Annotated in this window: 13 protein-coding genes; 6 read left to right on the forward strand and 7 right to left on the reverse strand. The window is 70.9% G+C overall.

The annotated features are described in order from the left end of the window. Positions 1 to 324: 324 nt before the first annotated feature. The 5 genes from ACQ3HE_RS07125 to ACQ3HE_RS07145 all read right to left on the reverse strand — a co-directional run bounded on the left by ACQ3HE_RS07125 (position 325) and on the right by ACQ3HE_RS07145 (position 4,258). A complete protein-coding gene (locus ACQ3HE_RS07125; protein ID WP_430891934.1) occupies positions 325 to 981 on the reverse strand; it encodes a copper resistance CopC family protein in 657 nt (218 codons plus the stop codon). Beyond that, positions 981 to 1,748, reverse strand: a complete 768-nt coding sequence (locus ACQ3HE_RS07130; protein WP_430891935.1) for a YcnI family copper-binding membrane protein — start codon at positions 1,746 to 1,748, stop codon at positions 981 to 983. The genes ACQ3HE_RS07125 and ACQ3HE_RS07130 overlap by 1 nt, the downstream gene beginning before the upstream one ends. Positions 1,749 to 1,890: 142 nt before the next feature. Continuing rightward, positions 1,891 to 2,505 carry a hypothetical protein gene (locus ACQ3HE_RS07135; protein ID WP_138946406.1) on the reverse strand — a complete coding sequence of 205 codons (615 nt, stop codon included), beginning with the start codon at positions 2,503 to 2,505 and terminating at the stop codon, positions 1,891 to 1,893. 143 nt (positions 2,506 to 2,648) lie between these two features. Further along, positions 2,649 to 3,092 (reverse strand): DUF3592 domain-containing protein, encoded by a 444-nt coding sequence (locus tag ACQ3HE_RS07140; RefSeq protein ID WP_274499415.1) that lies wholly within the window; start codon positions 3,090 to 3,092, stop codon positions 2,649 to 2,651. A 47-nt stretch (positions 3,093 to 3,139) separates the two neighbouring features. After that, positions 3,140 to 4,258: an AI-2E family transporter gene (locus tag ACQ3HE_RS07145; protein ID WP_079705105.1), complete on the reverse strand. Its 1,119-nt coding sequence runs from the start codon at positions 4,256 to 4,258 to the stop codon at positions 3,140 to 3,142. Between the two features lie 118 nt (positions 4,259 to 4,376). Here ACQ3HE_RS07145 and ACQ3HE_RS07150 point away from each other — a divergent pair, with 118 nt between their 5' ends. The 5 genes from ACQ3HE_RS07150 to ACQ3HE_RS07170 all read left to right on the forward strand — a co-directional run bounded on the left by ACQ3HE_RS07150 (position 4,377) and on the right by ACQ3HE_RS07170 (position 9,737). Beyond that, positions 4,377 to 5,327: a pirin family protein gene (locus tag ACQ3HE_RS07150; RefSeq protein WP_430891936.1), complete on the forward strand. Its 951-nt coding sequence runs from the start codon at positions 4,377 to 4,379 to the stop codon at positions 5,325 to 5,327. 113 nt (positions 5,328 to 5,440) lie between these two features. Then, positions 5,441 to 6,022, forward strand: coding sequence for an ECF transporter S component (locus tag ACQ3HE_RS07155; protein ID WP_079705103.1), 582 nt, complete (start codon positions 5,441 to 5,443; stop codon positions 6,020 to 6,022). Further along, entirely contained in the window at positions 6,023 to 7,771 is a 1,749-nt protein-coding gene (locus tag ACQ3HE_RS07160; protein WP_430891937.1) for an ABC transporter ATP-binding protein, read from the forward strand. Then, the gene (locus ACQ3HE_RS07165) at positions 7,768 to 8,598 is read left to right on the forward strand and encodes an energy-coupling factor transporter transmembrane component T family protein (protein ID WP_430891938.1); all 831 of its coding nucleotides are present in this window, start codon (positions 7,768 to 7,770) and stop codon (positions 8,596 to 8,598) included. The genes ACQ3HE_RS07160 and ACQ3HE_RS07165 overlap by 4 nt, the downstream gene beginning before the upstream one ends. Before the next feature lie 47 nt (positions 8,599 to 8,645). Beyond that, a complete protein-coding gene (locus ACQ3HE_RS07170) occupies positions 8,646 to 9,737 on the forward strand; it encodes an Rv2578c family radical SAM protein (protein WP_430891939.1) in 1,092 nt (363 codons plus the stop codon). 9 nt (positions 9,738 to 9,746) lie between these two features. On the opposite strand, the gene ACQ3HE_RS07175 is transcribed toward ACQ3HE_RS07170, so the two are convergent. Continuing rightward, positions 9,747 to 10,169 (reverse strand): GNAT family acetyltransferase, encoded by a 423-nt coding sequence (locus ACQ3HE_RS07175; protein WP_159877752.1) that lies wholly within the window; start codon positions 10,167 to 10,169, stop codon positions 9,747 to 9,749. A gap of 99 nt (positions 10,170 to 10,268) precedes the next feature. Here ACQ3HE_RS07175 and ACQ3HE_RS07180 point away from each other — a divergent pair, with 99 nt between their 5' ends. After that, the gene (locus tag ACQ3HE_RS07180) at positions 10,269 to 11,786 is read left to right on the forward strand and encodes a carboxylesterase/lipase family protein (RefSeq protein ID WP_430891940.1); all 1,518 of its coding nucleotides are present in this window, start codon (positions 10,269 to 10,271) and stop codon (positions 11,784 to 11,786) included. A gap of 56 nt (positions 11,787 to 11,842) precedes the next feature. On the opposite strand, the gene ACQ3HE_RS07185 is transcribed toward ACQ3HE_RS07180, so the two are convergent. Continuing rightward, positions 11,843 to 14,215 (reverse strand): DEAD/DEAH box helicase, encoded by a 2,373-nt coding sequence (locus ACQ3HE_RS07185; RefSeq protein WP_430891941.1) that lies wholly within the window; start codon positions 14,213 to 14,215, stop codon positions 11,843 to 11,845. Between the last annotated feature and the right edge of the window lie 244 nt (positions 14,216 to 14,459).

Genomic DNA, 14,459 nt, shown 5'->3' on the forward strand with positions numbered 1-14,459 from the left:
ACCGAAGCGTGTCACCTCCCCCGGTCACTGAGCCTGTCGAAGTGCCCACGAAGCACCTCGCCATCCGAGGACACCATCGACCGGACCGCCCTTCGACAAGCTCAGGGACCGAAGCGTGTCACCTCCCCCGGTCACTGAGCCTGTCGAAGTGCCCACGAAGCACCTCGCCATCCGAGGACACCATCGACCGGACCGCCCTTCGACAAGCTCAGGGACCGGACTGGGTGCGGCTCAGGAGACCGGAAGGGGTGGCCTCTCGGGGCCGGACGGGGTGGCCTCTCGGTGCCGGAAGGGGTGGCCCCTCGGGACCGGACGGGGTGCGGCTCAGGGCGAAGAGGTGTCCGTGCCCTGGTCGTCCGAGGTCGGCTCCGGCTTCCGCCGGGTCACGAGCAGCACGCCGATGCCGGCGATCAGGACGACGCCGATCGCGCCGACGATCCACCACACATCGCCACTGAGCCCGCCAGCGGACGACTCCGGCTCGACACCGCCCGCCTCCGACGAGGGCTCGACGGTGGAAGCACCGCTCGTCGCGCACGCGGGCTTCGCACTCCCCGCGGCGATTTCCTGGCCCTCGGCCGGCGCCCACTCGAAGGTGTAGCTGCCCGACAGCGGGTGGCCGTCGGTCGAGACGAGCTGCCAGACGACGGTGTACTCACCCGCTTCACCGAGCTGCAGCGGCATGACGAGCGCAGGGCCGTTCACGGCTGCGCACGCGGTGCCGTAGTAGAGCCGCTCGTCGCCGGGACCGGTCACCTGGATCTGGTTGGACTGGCCGGCGTCCCCGAGGTCGAGCAGGTTGTCGTTCGTCGTGATGACGAGTTGCTCCGGCTGTTCGGTGATCGTCGAGCCCTCGGCCGGCGTCGTCGAGATGATGCTGTTGTGCGCTGAGGCCGGCTGGGCCACGGCGAGCACCGCCGCGACCGCGAGGAACGCGGTCGCAGCGGTGCCGACGAGGCGGCGACGACGGGAGACCGTCATCAGGCCTGGCGCTTCGCGTCGGACGCTGCGCGGCGTGCAGAGGCAGCGATGACGATGCCGGCGGCACCGACGACGAGACCGGCGATGCCGAGCACGCGGCCCAGCACGTCGGTGGTGCCGGCGTCGGTCGCGGCGGCGGCCTCGGTGTGGTCGCCGTCACCGTCGTCGTCCATGGCAGCACCACCGTGGTGGTCGCCGGCCTCGGCAGCCGTCACGACCACGACCGGCGCCGGCGACTCGAGGTCGTCCTCGGTCTGACCGTCCTTCGCGACGTCGGTCCAGTCGGTCTGGCCGACCTCGCAGGTCTGCGTCACGGGGAAGACGAGCGTCTTGCCCTCGGCGTCGGCCGGCAGCTGGACCTGGAAGGAGACGGTGTCGCGGTAGCCGTCGGCGAGCGGCGTCTTGGCCGTGTAGACGACCGTGCCGACGCGCTCGGCGAGCTGCTCACCGTGACTGTCGGTGATGGGCTTCGCGAGCGGGGCCATCTGCTTGTCGATGGTCCAGTTCGGGTTGACCGTCGGCGTCACGGCGTTGATCTCCTCGGGGATCTCGAAGGAGAGGCTCGTCGTGGGCGAGCCGTCGCAGCCGTGACCGACGGCGAAGCTCAGCACCGTGTAGGAGCCGGCGGCCGTGGAGGTCGGCGTGACGCTGACGTGGGCGCTGGCGGCGAGCGGTGCGCCGACCGCGAGGAGCGCTCCGGCGCCGATGGCGATGGCACCGAGTACGGCGGGCTTGCGGAAGGTGCGGCGGGGGGTGGTTGCGTTCATGATCGTCCTGTCGACTGCTCCGCACGGCGTCGAGCGTGCGGAAAGGGGATGGTCACGCCGGATGGCGCGCCGAAGGGTGCTGCTGCGTCGGGGCCGACCGGCCACGCACGGCACCCGTCCCGGTCGGAGGGTGGTGCGTCGGTCAGGCGGCGGCGAGCGCCGGCGGACCGCGGTGTCGCAGGTGGAGCAGGACCACCCCGAGGTTGCGGGGACGACGGTTGACGCGGACCCAGCGCACCCGGCGGGGCGCGGGGACGAGGTGCGTCGGTGCGGCACGGCGGGCGAGGATCCGGACGGTCAGGGCGGCGAGCGCGGCGAGCGTCGCGCGTTCAGCGAACAGGATGGCTGCGATGGTCGCGACGGCCGCGACGAGGTGCGCCGCCCACATCGTGGTGTCGCCGTGGGTGTGCGCCGCGGTGACGCCGCCGGTCGCGAGTTCGACGACCCCGTGCCGGTGCCAGTTCGCGGGGCCGGTCGCACCGCCGGATGCGACCGTGGCGCTGACGGTGCTCGGGACGAGGGTGAAGAGCGCGTGGTAGCCGAGCTGACTCACGAGCACGGAGGCGACGACCCCGAGTGCGGTGATGCGGCGGCCGGCGAGGAGGACGCAGACCAGGACGGCGAAGGTGCCGCCGACCAGGAGCACGAACGCGGACGGTGCGGCGGCCCCGCCGATCGTGTGAGAGAGGGCGGCGGCGAAGGTGGCGAACGCGGCTGCGGCGGTGCCGCGGGCGACACGGGCCCACCGTTCCGTCATGCGATGCCTCCGGGAGAGCGAGCGGACCAGGTGTCGACGCTCGTGCACACAGCCTACCCGAGCGTCGCCCTTCGACAGGCTCAGGGACCGGGGAGGGGTGCTCAGGGACCGGGGAGGGGTGCTCAGGGACCGGGGAGGGGTGCTCAGGCCCCGGTGTCGGCGACGAACAACAGCACGATCGAGGCGATGGAGCAGACGACGCCGATGCCGAAGGTCACGCCGAAGAGCAGCCGGAGCGCCCTCGTGTGATCGGCCGTCCTGCGGAAGCGTGCGCGCGACGGTTCCCGGCGGGCGTAGAAGACGTTCGGCTCCTCGGGGTCGCGGAGGGCGTCGAACTCCGCATCCGTGACGGGTCGTGAGTACAGCTCGGCCGCCTCGGTCATCCAGCGGACCTCGCGCCCCGGACCTCGATCGACGTCCTCGCCGCCCGCGTCGTCCGGCAGATCCACGATGACCCCGTGCGTCTCCACCCAGCTGCCGTCCGCGGCCCGCGCGATGAGCATGACGAGCAGCACGACGACGGCGCTGCCGAAGCCGATCCAGGTGAAGACCTCGAAGACGAGGCCGAGGAGATCGTGGGGGTCCACGATCACATGCTATCCGGCGAGCGGACCCACGACCCGGACGGCCTCCCTCAGACGGACTCGGGTCGCTTCTGCCGCATGGGCTCGGCCGGCTGGTCCGGCCCGTTCCAGACGCCGATGATGCCCCACGCGACCGCGGCGATCGGGACGGCGAGGACCGCGCCGACGATGCCGCCGAGGATGGTGCCGGCGGTCAGGGCGAGGAGGACGACGAGGGCGTGCAGCTTGAGCGAGCGTGCCATGACGACGGGCTGGAGGAAGTTGCCCTCGAGCTGGTTCACGAGCACGACGATGCCGACGACGATGAGGGCGGCGACCGGACCGTTGGCGACGAGCGCGACGAGGGCCGCGAGGATGCCGGCGGCGGTCGCACCGACGATCGGGATGAAGGCGGTCAGGAACACGATGACGCTGAGCGGCAGCGCGAGCGGGACCCCGATGATCGCGAGGCCGATGCCGATGCCGATCGCGTCGACGGCCGCGATCGTGGCGGTGCCGCGCACGTACCCGCCGAGGGTGTCCACCGTCTTGCCGCCGATGCGCTTGGCGCGGTCGTACGCGGTTCCGGTGAAGGGGCGGAGCAGGAACTCCCAGAGACGCGGCCCGTCCTTGAGGAAGAAGAACAGGACGACGACCATGAGCACCAGGCCGGTGAGGAAGCTCGCCGTCGCGGAGACGCCGGCGAGCGCCCCGCTGCCGAACTGGCTCGAGGTGAGGAAGTCGACCGCGGTCTGCTTGGCGTCCTCGATCTGCTTCTCGTCGATGTCGAACGGCAGGGTGCCGAGCCAGTCCTGCAGCTGCCCGAAGCCCTTCGAGGCGGAGTCGACGAGGTCGTCCCACTGGCTGCGAACGGCCCAGACGATGAGCCATCCGATGCCGCCGAGGACGACGAGGATCGAAACGAGGGCGATCCAGGTGGCGAGGATCGACGGGAGCCCCTTCGACCGCATCCACCGCATGAGCGGGTAGATCGCCGAGGCGAGGATGAGTGCGATGACGACGGGGATCATCACGAGGGAGAGCTGGGTCAGCGCGAAGACGATCAGTGCGGCGACCGCGACGATGGCGAGCGTCTGGATGCTCCGGGTCGCGAACGTGCCGATGCGGTCGTGCCAGAGGCCGCGGGCGAGCGGTTCCGGTGCGTCCTCATGCTTGTCGAACAGGCCCATGGGATCCCCAATCTCGGCAGCGGCGGAGCCGGACGGGCCCCGCGCCCAGTCAACCACGTCGGTGCGGGCCGAGGTCAGGCCGCGCGGGAGTAGCGTTGTCCGTGATAAGGAGGCGCTCATGACGAGACTCGACGCCGACCCGGTGCCCAGCGTCTGCCATGCACCCGACGGATCCGGGACGAGACTCCTCGAGGCCCGCGAGGTCCCCCTCGGCGGCGTCCGCGGCCTGAGCGTCCATCGCACCCTCCCACAGCGCGAGCTGCCGATGATCGGCGCCTGGTGCTTCCTCGACCGCTTCGACGAGGACCGCTCGCTGATGCGTGTGCTGCCGCATCCGCACACCGGCCTGCAGACCGTGACGTGGCCGCTCGTCGGCGACATCCGCCACCGCGACAGCGTGGGCAGCGACGTGGTCGTCCGCCCGGGCGAGCTCAACCTCATGACGAGCGGTCGAGGCGTGTCGCACTCCGAGTTCTCGGTGGGCGAGGAGGCGGCCGCCATGCACGGCCTCCAGCTGTGGGTGGCGCTCCCGGAGGCCGCCGCCCAGGTGCCGGCTGCGTTCGAGCAGCACACGGACCTGCCCGTCCACCGCGCTCCAGGCTTGGAGGCGACCGTCCTCATCGGCACGCTGGGCGGCGTGACGTCGACCGCGACCGTCCACTCGCCACTACTCGGTGCCGACGTGACGATCGAGGCCGACACCGTCGTCGAGGTGCCGGTGGATCCGTCCTTCGAGCACGGCGTCCTGGTGATCGACGGGGCGCTCGAGGTCGGCGGCGTCGAACTCGGCTCCGGCCCGTTGCTCTACCTGGCGCCCGGGTGCGATCGCCTCGAGCTCCGGAGCGCGACCGGTGCCCGCTTCGTGCTCCTCGGAGGGACGCCGTTCCCGGAGGAGCTGGTCATGTGGTGGAACTTCGTCGGTCGCAGCCACGAGGACATCGCGTCCGCCCGGGAGGACTGGGAGGCGGGGTCGCCGCGCTTCGGGTCGGTCGCCGGCCACGGCACGGACCGCATCCCTGCGCCGCCCTTGCCGAACGTCCGTCTGACCCCGCGCCGACGCTCGATCTGATCGCCCGGACGGGGCGCTCGGGACCCCGTTCCGAGCGGTGTCGGTCGGCATCTCGACGGGCTGATAAAGGATAGGCTGTCCTCAGGAGATCGGCTGCTCGTGAAGGTGGGCTCATGCAACGTCTGAGTACGCGACTGCTGCTGACCTGCGCCGCCATCGGCGTCGGCGGCGGCCTCGTCTTCGTCGTCTCCGGGTATGTCGGCGGCACGATCTCCGCGACCGCCCCCGTGCTCTACGGCCTCATCATCGGCGTGTACTTCCTGCCGGGCGTCGTCTCGCAGGCGCTCCTCCGACGTGGTGGCGTGGCCCTCATGACCGGGCTCACCGCCGGCCTCGTCTCAGCGGCGTTCAGCCCGCAGTGGTTCTTCCGGTACTTCGGCACCGGCCTCGCGATCGGGCTCCTGCAGGAGATCCCCTTCGCCGTGTCGCGTTACCGCGTCTGGAGGGCCTGGGTCTTCTACCTGGCAGCGGGCATCGCCGGACTCGTCTTCGGCGGCTCCGTGCTCGTCGTCCTCGGGATCGAGCATTTCGCACCCCTCGCCCAGACGGTCTACATCGCGCTCTTCGTCCTCAGCCCGATCGCCTTCACCGCGCTCGGGCGGGCGGTCGCAGCAGCCCTCGCGAGAGCCGGTGTGGGGCGGTCCATCGCGAAACCCCTGCAGCGCGACCGCGGCTCGGCCGGCACGCGGGCCTGAGTGGACCCCGTACCGCCGACGCACCCCGCCACCGTCGTCCGGCGGGTGCGCATCCGCCACGACGAGCGTGAGGAGTGGACCCCGGACGACGTGTCGTTCCAGGTCGCACCCGGTGAGGTTGTCCTCCTGCTCGGTCCGAGCGGCTCGGGGAAGTCGACGCTCGCGCTGGCCCTCAACGGCCTCGTCCCCCACGCCGTCCCGGCCGAGTTCGAGGGTGCTGTGGTCACCGGCGGGCTCGACACGGCCACCTCGACGGTCGCGCAGTTGAGCGAGCACGTGGCGATGGTGTTCCAGGACCCCGACGCGCAGATCGTCACCGGAACGGTCCTCGACGAGGTGTGCTTCGGCCCGGAGAACCTCCTGCTCCCCGTCGAGGAGGTGCTGTCCCGCGCCGAGCGCGCGCTCCGGCAGGTCGGGCTCTGGGAGCGCCGGGCTGAGAACCCCGACCGACTCTCAGGCGGAGGCCGACAGCGACTCGCGATCGCCTGCGCCCTGGCCATGGGGAGCGACCTCCTCGTCCTCGACGAGCCGACGGCGAACCTCGATCCGGCCGGGATCGAGGAGGTCTACGCAGCCCTCCGTTCACTCGTCTCCGGACCCGACGGCGTCGGGAAGCGGCACGCGATCCTGCTCGTCGAGCACAACCTCGACGCCGCCATCGACCTCGTCGACCGGGTCGTCGTCCTCGATCGCGACGGGCGGCTCGCCTTCGACGGCCCGACCCGCGACGTCCTGCTCGGACACCTCGACGAACTCCTCGCCATGGGTGTCTGGCTCCCGGTCGCGACGCTCGCGGCCCTGCGACTGCGGGAGGGCGGTGTCCTGCTGCCGGGCCTCCCCCTGACACCCGCCGAGCTGACCGCCGCACTCGACGCGACCGCACTGCCGGCGCTGCCGACAGCAACCGCCGCCCCGGTCACCGCCGAGCGGTCGGTGGCGGTCCGCGTCGACCGGCTCAGCGTCGAACGCGGTCGCGGCCGCCGGCGCACCCCGATCCTCCGCGAGGTGAGCCTCGAGGTCGGGACGGGCGACTTCCTCGCGGTGATCGGGACGAACGGTGCCGGCAAGACGACGCTGCTCCAGGCGATCGCCGGGGTGGTCCGGCCTCCCCGCGGCCGCATCGACGTCGGCGGGATCGACCCGGGGCGCAGCGACGTCCGGACGATCGCGGCGCACATCGGCTTCGTCTTCCAGAACCCCGAGCACCAGTTCATCGCCCACACCGTCCACGACGAACTCGCGCACGGCCTGCGGATCCGGGGCGTCGACGACGCCGAGATCGAGCGGCGCGTCGACGACCTGCTGCGGCGGTTCGGCCTGGAATCCGCACGCGACGTGCACCCGTTCCTGCTGTCCGGCGGCCAGAAGCGCCGACTGTCCGTCGGGAGCGCCCTCATCGCCGGAGCTCCGGTGCTCGCGCTCGACGAACCGACCTTCGGTCAGGACCGGGCGCGGGCGAACGAGCTCCTGGACCTCCTCGCCGGACTCAACGCGCAGGGCACCACGGTCCTCGTCGTGACCCACGACCTCCAGCTCGTCGCCGATCACGCGAGTCACGTCGCGGTGATGGCCGGCGGTCGCCTGCTCGCCCACGACACGACCGCCGCGGTCCTCGGCGACGACGAGCTCCTGCGCCGCGCGGGGCTCCGCCCACCACCGCTCGCCCAGGCGATGCGCTCGCTGGTGAACCACCCCGACTGGCGGCACCTGTCGAGACTCGACGACCTGCCCGGGGCGGCCGCTCGATGAGCGCCACGACGATCGACCCGTACGCCTCGAGCACGGCACCGGCCGGTCGATTCCTGTACCGGTTGAACCCGCTCGCGAAGCTCGGCGCTCCGCTCCCGGTGATGATCCTGCTCGCGTTCACGAGGGACCCGGTCACGCCGGCGCTGTTCATCGCCCTCGCGATCGTGGTCATCCTCGTCGGGGCCAGACTCACGCGGACGGTCGCCCTCCTGCTCTTCGTGGCGCTGCCGCTCATCGTCGCGATCATGTCCTTCAGCTTCGGCCTGTGGACCGACCCGAGCCGCGTCGACCAGTCCGTCCTGCTGTTCCAGGTCGGCGACTACCGGTTCTTCCTCGGGGCGCTGCTCGTCGGCCTCGCGACGGCGCTGCGACTCGCGGCCCTGCTCGTCCTCGCCTGCATCGGCGGCCTCACCTCGACCGGTCCGGAGTTCGTCCGCGCGATGATCCAGCAGCTGCACGTGCCCTACCGGATCGGGTACACGGCGCTCGCCGCCTACCGTTTCGTGCCGCGGTTCGGGCACGAGCTGGAGGTGATCCGTTCCGCCCACCGGGTCCGCGGCGTGGCCGAGGGTCGAGGACCGATCGCCGCCGTCCGTCGCGCCGCCGGCACCGTCGTGCCGCTCCTGGCCGGTGCCATTCGTCACGCGGAGCGGGTCGCGCTCGCCATGGACGCCCGCGCGTTCGGCGCCCATCCGCAGCGGACGGAGCGGACACGCATCCCCTTCCGCACCCGCGACTGGTGCTTCATGATCGTCTTCTGGCTCGTGAGCGCCGCCCTCCTGTGGTGGAGCCTCACCGTCGGTCCGGGTCCCGTCATCCGGAACTGATCGTCCGGAGTCACCCGTCGGACTCGAACATATGTTCTAATGGAGGCATGCGGTGGAGCGGACAGGAACTCGGGGTTGAGGCGACGTCGGCGCTGCCGGGCCTCGCGAAGCTGAACAACCTCGTGCGCAGCGTCCAGACGCCCGAGTTCGCCGGGATCACCTTCCACGAGGTGCTCGCGAAGTCCGCACTCAACCGCGTGCCCGGCCAGTCCGTGATGCCGTTCGGGTGGACCATCAACCCCTATCGGGGATGCTCCCATGCCTGCGTGTACTGCTTCGCCCGACCGACGCATTCGTACCTGGACCTCGATGCCGGGAAGGACTTCGACTCGCAGCTCATCGTCAAGGTGAACGTCGCCGAGGTCCTCGAGAAGGAGCTCGCGAAGGCGAGCTGGGGCAGGCACCCGGTGGCACTCGGCACGAACACCGACCCGTATCAGCGCGCTGAGGGCAAGTACCGCCTCATGCCGGGGATCATCAAGGCCCTCGCCGACTCGGGAACCCCGTTCTCGATCCTGACGAAGGGCACGCTGCTCCGGCGCGACCTGCCCCTCCTGGCCGAGGTCGCTCAGCGCGTACCGGTCGACCTCGCCATGTCGATCGCCATCTACGACGACGAACTCCAGCAGTCGATCGAACCCGGCACCCCGACGGCGGCGGCCAGACTCGCGACCGTCCGCGCCGCTGCCGACCTCGGCTTCGATGTCGGGGTCTTCATGATGCCGATCCTCCCCTACCTGACCGACACGGTCGACCACCTCGACCTCGCCCTGTCGCGGATCCGCGAGGCGGGAGCGAGCACCGTCCTCTTCTCGACCCTGTACCTGAAGGCCGGCGTCAAACCCTGGTTCATGCAGTGGCTGTCGCGGGAGCACCCCGAGCTCGTCGAGCGGTACACCTCGATGTACGCCGACGGCGCCTACGCCCCGAAGGAGTACCGGAAGTGGCTGGCGGCGCGCATCCGCCCGATGATCCGCGACCACGGGCTCGAGCGCGGCACCGAGGACCCGGCCACCGGAGGTGTCCGCTCATCGGCGCTCGGCATGTTGCGCGACGGGTACGGCGAGCGGGCCGAGCTGCGGAAGCGCGCCCCGGAGTTCGTCACGACCGGCCTGCAGGTCCAGCCGACCCTGTTCTGACCGAGAGCGTCAGGCGTCGGGGATGAGCCGCTTGCTGAGCAGCGCGACCTCGTCGGTGCCGTACCCGAGCGCCTCGTAGAACCCGATCACCCGGTCGTTGCCTGTCCGGACCATGAGGTTGATCTTCGGGCACCCGAGTCCGATGAGCAGGCGCTCGGCCTCGGCCATGAGCTCCCGACCGAGTCCACCACCCTGCTGCGCCGGTGACACGGCCAGGTAGTGCACCCATCCGCGGTGGCCGTCGTACCCCACCATCGCGGTGCCGACGACGGCACCGTCGGCATCCGCCCCGACGAGGAACAGCTCGGGCTGCGTCGTCAACTTGCGCTCGATGTCCTTCGCCGGATCGTTCCACGGTCGGGTGAGACCGACGATGCTCCACAGGGCGATGACGGCGTCGGTGTCGGCTGGGGTGAACGGACGGATCTGCATCGTTCCAGTCTTCCGCACCCGTCTCCCGTCCGATGCACAGGCACGCGTACGACCGCCGTCGATACAGTTGGTCACCCGAGCATCGACGAACGGACGCGTATGAGCATCGACCCTGGGCTGGAACCGGCCGCCGACGACACCCGGTCGGACGACCAGCCCACGCCGATCACCGTCGACACCGGCAGCGGCCCGGTCACCGGACGCAGCGCAGACGGTGTCTCAAGTTTCCTCGGCATCCCGTATGCGGCGGCGCCGTTCGGCGACGACCGGTTCCGCCTCCCCCAGCCGGTCGAGCCCTGGGACGAGCCGCGGGACGCGACCCGGCCCGGCGCCACCGCCCCGCAGGCCCCGTATGCCGGCGCGGTCGGCGACCTCCTCTCCACGGTGACCGTGCCGGGGAACGAGATCCTCAACGTCAACGTGTGGACACCGACCGAGCCGTCGACCGCCCTGCGCCCGGTGATGGTCTGGATCCACGGAGGCTCGTTCGTCCACGGCTCCAACGCGCTCGACGCCTACGACGGCACCGCATTCGCTCGCGACGGCGTCGTCCTCGTCTCTGTCAACTACCGTCTCGGGTCCGAGGGGTTCTCGGTGCTCGACGACGTCCCGCTGAACCTCGGCATCGCCGACCAACTGGCGGCCCTGACCTGGGTCCAGGACGAGATCGCCCGGTTCGGCGGCGACCCCGACAACGTCACCGTGTTCGGCGAGTCCGCGGGCGGCGCCTCGGTGGCGACGCTCCTCACCCACCCGGACGCTCCAGCCGTGATGCGCCGGGCGATCATCCAGAGCGGGCCGCTGGAGGCGCAGACGCGCGAGCGGGCGGGCCGCATCTCGAAGCTCATGGCGAAGGATCTGGGGGTCCCCACCACCCGAGCAGGCTTCAGACGTGTTCCACCGGAGGGGCTCGTGGCCGCGCAGGAGCGGGCCATGGCGGGCGGCAACCCGCTGAACGGCGGTGCCGGCTTCGCGGTCGCGACGGCCGCACCACTCGTACCGGACAGTCCGTTCGACGCGTTGCTCGCCGGACGGGCGGCCGGCATCCCCGTCCTCATCGGCAGCACGACGGAGGAGTACCGACTGTGGTTCGTTCCGACGGGACTCCTCCCGACGATCAAACGCATCCATCTGCTCGCGGCACGCCTCAAGCTCGGGATCCCCGCGGCGACGGTCCGCACCTTCCGACGGAACCGTCCGAGGGCCTCGACCGGGGAGATCCTCGGCGCGATGGCGACGGACGTACTGTTGCGCGTGCCACTCAACCGGGTCGCCGACGCGCGGGCAGCCGCGGGTGCGGACACGTGGGTGTACGAGTTCGCTTGGCGGAGCCCCGTCGGCGAGGACGGGCACGGTGCCCTCGGAGCCGCCCACGCGATGGAGATCGGCTTCGTCTTCGACCACCTCGACTCCCCGGAGGCCGTCCGGATGGCGGGCCCCTCGGCCCCGCAGTCGCTCGCGACCGCGATGCACGACGCCTGGGTCGCGTTCGCGAAGGCGGGCGACCCGGGCTGGCAGCGTTGGGACGCCACCCGTCCGGTCCGGACCTTCGACGGGGTCGACGACGCCGTCGTCCTCGCGCCGCGCGACGACGAACGGGCGGCCCTCACCGCCTGACACGCGAGAACGCCCGCCGAGCGTGAGCTCGGCGGGCGTTCCTGATGCGGTGCGGACTACGCGGTGGCGATGTCCTCGACGAGCTGGTCGCCGGGGGCGGCGTCGTCGAACGCGGCCTCGATCTCAGCGCGGTCGAGCAGTTCGGTCATCCGGCGGCGACGGGCCTTGGGGATGATCGTGACGACGCGACCGATCTTGCCGGCACGACCGGTGCGGCCGGCACGGTGCAGGTACGTCTTGTACTCGTCCGGGGCGTCGGCCTGCACGACGAGCGTGATGTCGTCGACGTGGATGCCGCGGGCGGCGACGTCGGTGGCGACGAGCACGTTGACCCGACCCGAGGTGAGCTTCTCCAGGTTGCGCGTGCGGCGCGCCTGGTTGAGGTCGCCGTGGAGCGAGACGGCGGGGATACCCGCCATGCCGAGCTGCTCCGCGAGACGCTCGGCGTACGCCCGGGTGCGGGCGAACACGAGGGTCTTCTCGGTGCGGTTGACGAGCTCCTCGATGAGGCGGTCCTTGCCCTTGTGCTCCACCACCAGCACGCGGTGGTCGATCGTGGAGGACGCCTGGTCCTCACCGGCGACCTCGTGCACCGACGGGTTCGGGAGGAACTCGTTGACGAGGGCTGCGACACCCTTGTCCAGGGTGGCGGAGAAGAGGAGCTTCTGGCCGTCGGGCGCGGTGCGACGCAGGATGCGCTGCACGGGCTCGAGGAAGCCGAGGTCGCACATGTGGTCGGCCTCGTCGAGGACGGTCACCGTGACCTGCGAGAGGTCGAGGCGACCCTGCTCGATGAGGTCCTCGATGCGACCGGGCGTACCGACGATGATGTCGACGCCGCGCTGCAGTGCGCCGACCTGGCGACCCTGCGGGACACCGCCGTAGATCTGCGTGGTGAAGAGGCCGACGGCGCGCGCGATGGGCTGCACGGTGCGGTCGATCTGCAGGGCGAGCTCACGCGTCGGGGCGAGGATGAGGGCGCGGGGCTTGCGACCCGGCTTGCGGTTCTTGCCGCCACCGTTCTCCATGAGCTTCTCGACGAGCGGGGCACCGAAGGCGATGGTCTTCCCGGAGCCGGTGCGGCCACGGCCGAGTACGTCGCGGCCCGCGATGACGTCCGGGATGGTCGCCGCCTGGATCGGGAACGGGCTGTCGGCGCCGAGCTCGGCGAGCGCACGGACGATGTTGCCGCCGAGGCCGAGGCTCTCGAAGGTCACACCCTCGACGTCGCCGGCCTGGATCGCGTCGGCCTCGAGGCGCTCGAGCACCACGTCGTCCTGGGGCGTGTAGGAGCCGGCGTCGCGCTTCGGGTAGTAGTCGCTGCCGCGGCCGGCGTCGGACGCGCCGCGGTCGTCGAAGGAACGCTTCGGGCGGTCGTCGAAGGACCGCTTGGGGCGGTCGTCGTACGAACGCGCCGGACGCTCCTCGAAGGAACGCTTCGGACGGTCGTCGTAGGAACGCGCGGGGCGGTCGGTGCGGTTCGCCTGACGCGGGTCACCCTGACGGGCCGGGCGGTCACCGTAGGACGGACGCTCGGTCCGCTCGCCGCGGTTGTACACGGGACGCTCGGTGCGGTCACCGTACGAGGGACGCTCCGTGCGCTCACCCCGGTTGTAGGCCGGACGCTCGTTGCGGTCGCCACCACGGTTGTACGCGGGACGGTCGTTCCGGTCGCCGTACGAGGGACGCTCGGACCGCTCACCACGGTTGTACGCAGGACGCTCGTTGCGGTCGCCACCACGGTTGTACGCGGGACGGTCGTTCCGGTCGCCGTACGAGGGACGCTCGGACCGCTCACCACGGTTGTACGCAGGACGCTCGTTGCGGTCGCCACCACGGTTGTACGCGGGACGGTCGTTCCGGTCGCCGTACGAGGGACGCTCGGACCGCTCACCACGGTTGTAGGCAGGACGCTCGTTCCGGTCACCGTAGGAGGGACGCTCGGTCCGCTCGCCGCGGTTGTACGACGGGCGCTCATTGCGGTCACCGTACGAAGGACGCTCGGACCGCTCACCACGGTTGTACGCGGGACGCTCATTCCGGTCGCCACCACGGTTGTACGCAGGACGCTCGTTGCGGTCGCCGTACGATGGACGCTCAGTCCGCTCACCACGGTTGTACGCAGGACGCTCATTGCGGTCGCCACCACGGTTGTACGCGGGACGCTCGTTGCGGTCGCCGCGGGGTGCGCGGTCGCCGCGCTCCTCCGACTCGAAGCGGGCGGCGCGCTCGGCACGCTCGTCTGCGTTCCAGCGAGACTTCTGCGGCGCTCCACCGGCGTCGGGACGGTAGCCGCGGTGGCCTTCGCTCTTGCTGCCGGACTTCGCGCCGGGGCGTGAGCCGAAGGGCCGCTTGTTCTCGCCGTACTTGGACTTGGGGTCGAAGTTCTTGGCCGGGCGTTTGCCGGCGGGGGTGTTGTTCTTGGGCATGGAGAAATGCTTTCCGGGTTATAACTCGTTCGCATGAACAACCTGCATGACTCACACAGCGCCATCCGAAATCTCGGCTGCGCTGCGGCATGCTCATACCCGGGCGATCACTGGCCGGGGCCGTCCACATCATGTGTGTGTTCGCGGAGTTCTCTCCGACGAAACCGGCCCACCAGACTGACATAACCCTCCGCGGTACAAACGCGGTGTCTAGAGCCGACTCATCTACGTTACCCGATCCACC

Source organism: Plantibacter auratus, from assembly GCF_050587365.1.
GTDB lineage: Bacteria > Actinomycetota > Actinomycetes > Actinomycetales > Microbacteriaceae > Plantibacter > Plantibacter auratus.

What these genes read in the sequence shown, in the direction of transcription:
- ACQ3HE_RS07125 (WP_430891934.1), bottom strand. Translation starts at nt 981, where the DNA reads ATGACGGTCTCCCGTCGTCGCCGCCTCGTCGGCACCGCTGCGACCGCG.
- ACQ3HE_RS07130 (WP_430891935.1), bottom strand. Translation starts at nt 1,748, where the DNA reads ATGAACGCAACCACCCCCCGCCGCACCTTCCGCAAGCCCGCCGTACTC.
- ACQ3HE_RS07135 (WP_138946406.1), bottom strand. Translation starts at nt 2,505, where the DNA reads ATGACGGAACGGTGGGCCCGTGTCGCCCGCGGCACCGCCGCAGCCGCG.
- ACQ3HE_RS07145 (WP_079705105.1), bottom strand. Translation starts at nt 4,258, where the DNA reads ATGGGCCTGTTCGACAAGCATGAGGACGCACCGGAACCGCTCGCCCGC.
- ACQ3HE_RS07150 (WP_430891936.1), top strand. Translation starts at nt 4,377, where the DNA reads ATGACGAGACTCGACGCCGACCCGGTGCCCAGCGTCTGCCATGCACCC.
- ACQ3HE_RS07155 (WP_079705103.1), top strand. Translation starts at nt 5,441, where the DNA reads ATGCAACGTCTGAGTACGCGACTGCTGCTGACCTGCGCCGCCATCGGC.
- ACQ3HE_RS07165 (WP_430891938.1), top strand. Translation starts at nt 7,768, where the DNA reads ATGAGCGCCACGACGATCGACCCGTACGCCTCGAGCACGGCACCGGCC.
- ACQ3HE_RS07170 (WP_430891939.1), top strand. Translation starts at nt 8,646, where the DNA reads ATGCGGTGGAGCGGACAGGAACTCGGGGTTGAGGCGACGTCGGCGCTG.
- ACQ3HE_RS07175 (WP_159877752.1), bottom strand. Translation starts at nt 10,169, where the DNA reads ATGCAGATCCGTCCGTTCACCCCAGCCGACACCGACGCCGTCATCGCC.
- ACQ3HE_RS07180 (WP_430891940.1), top strand. Translation starts at nt 10,269, where the DNA reads ATGAGCATCGACCCTGGGCTGGAACCGGCCGCCGACGACACCCGGTCG.
- ACQ3HE_RS07185 (WP_430891941.1), bottom strand. Translation starts at nt 14,215, where the DNA reads ATGCCCAAGAACAACACCCCCGCCGGCAAACGCCCGGCCAAGAACTTC.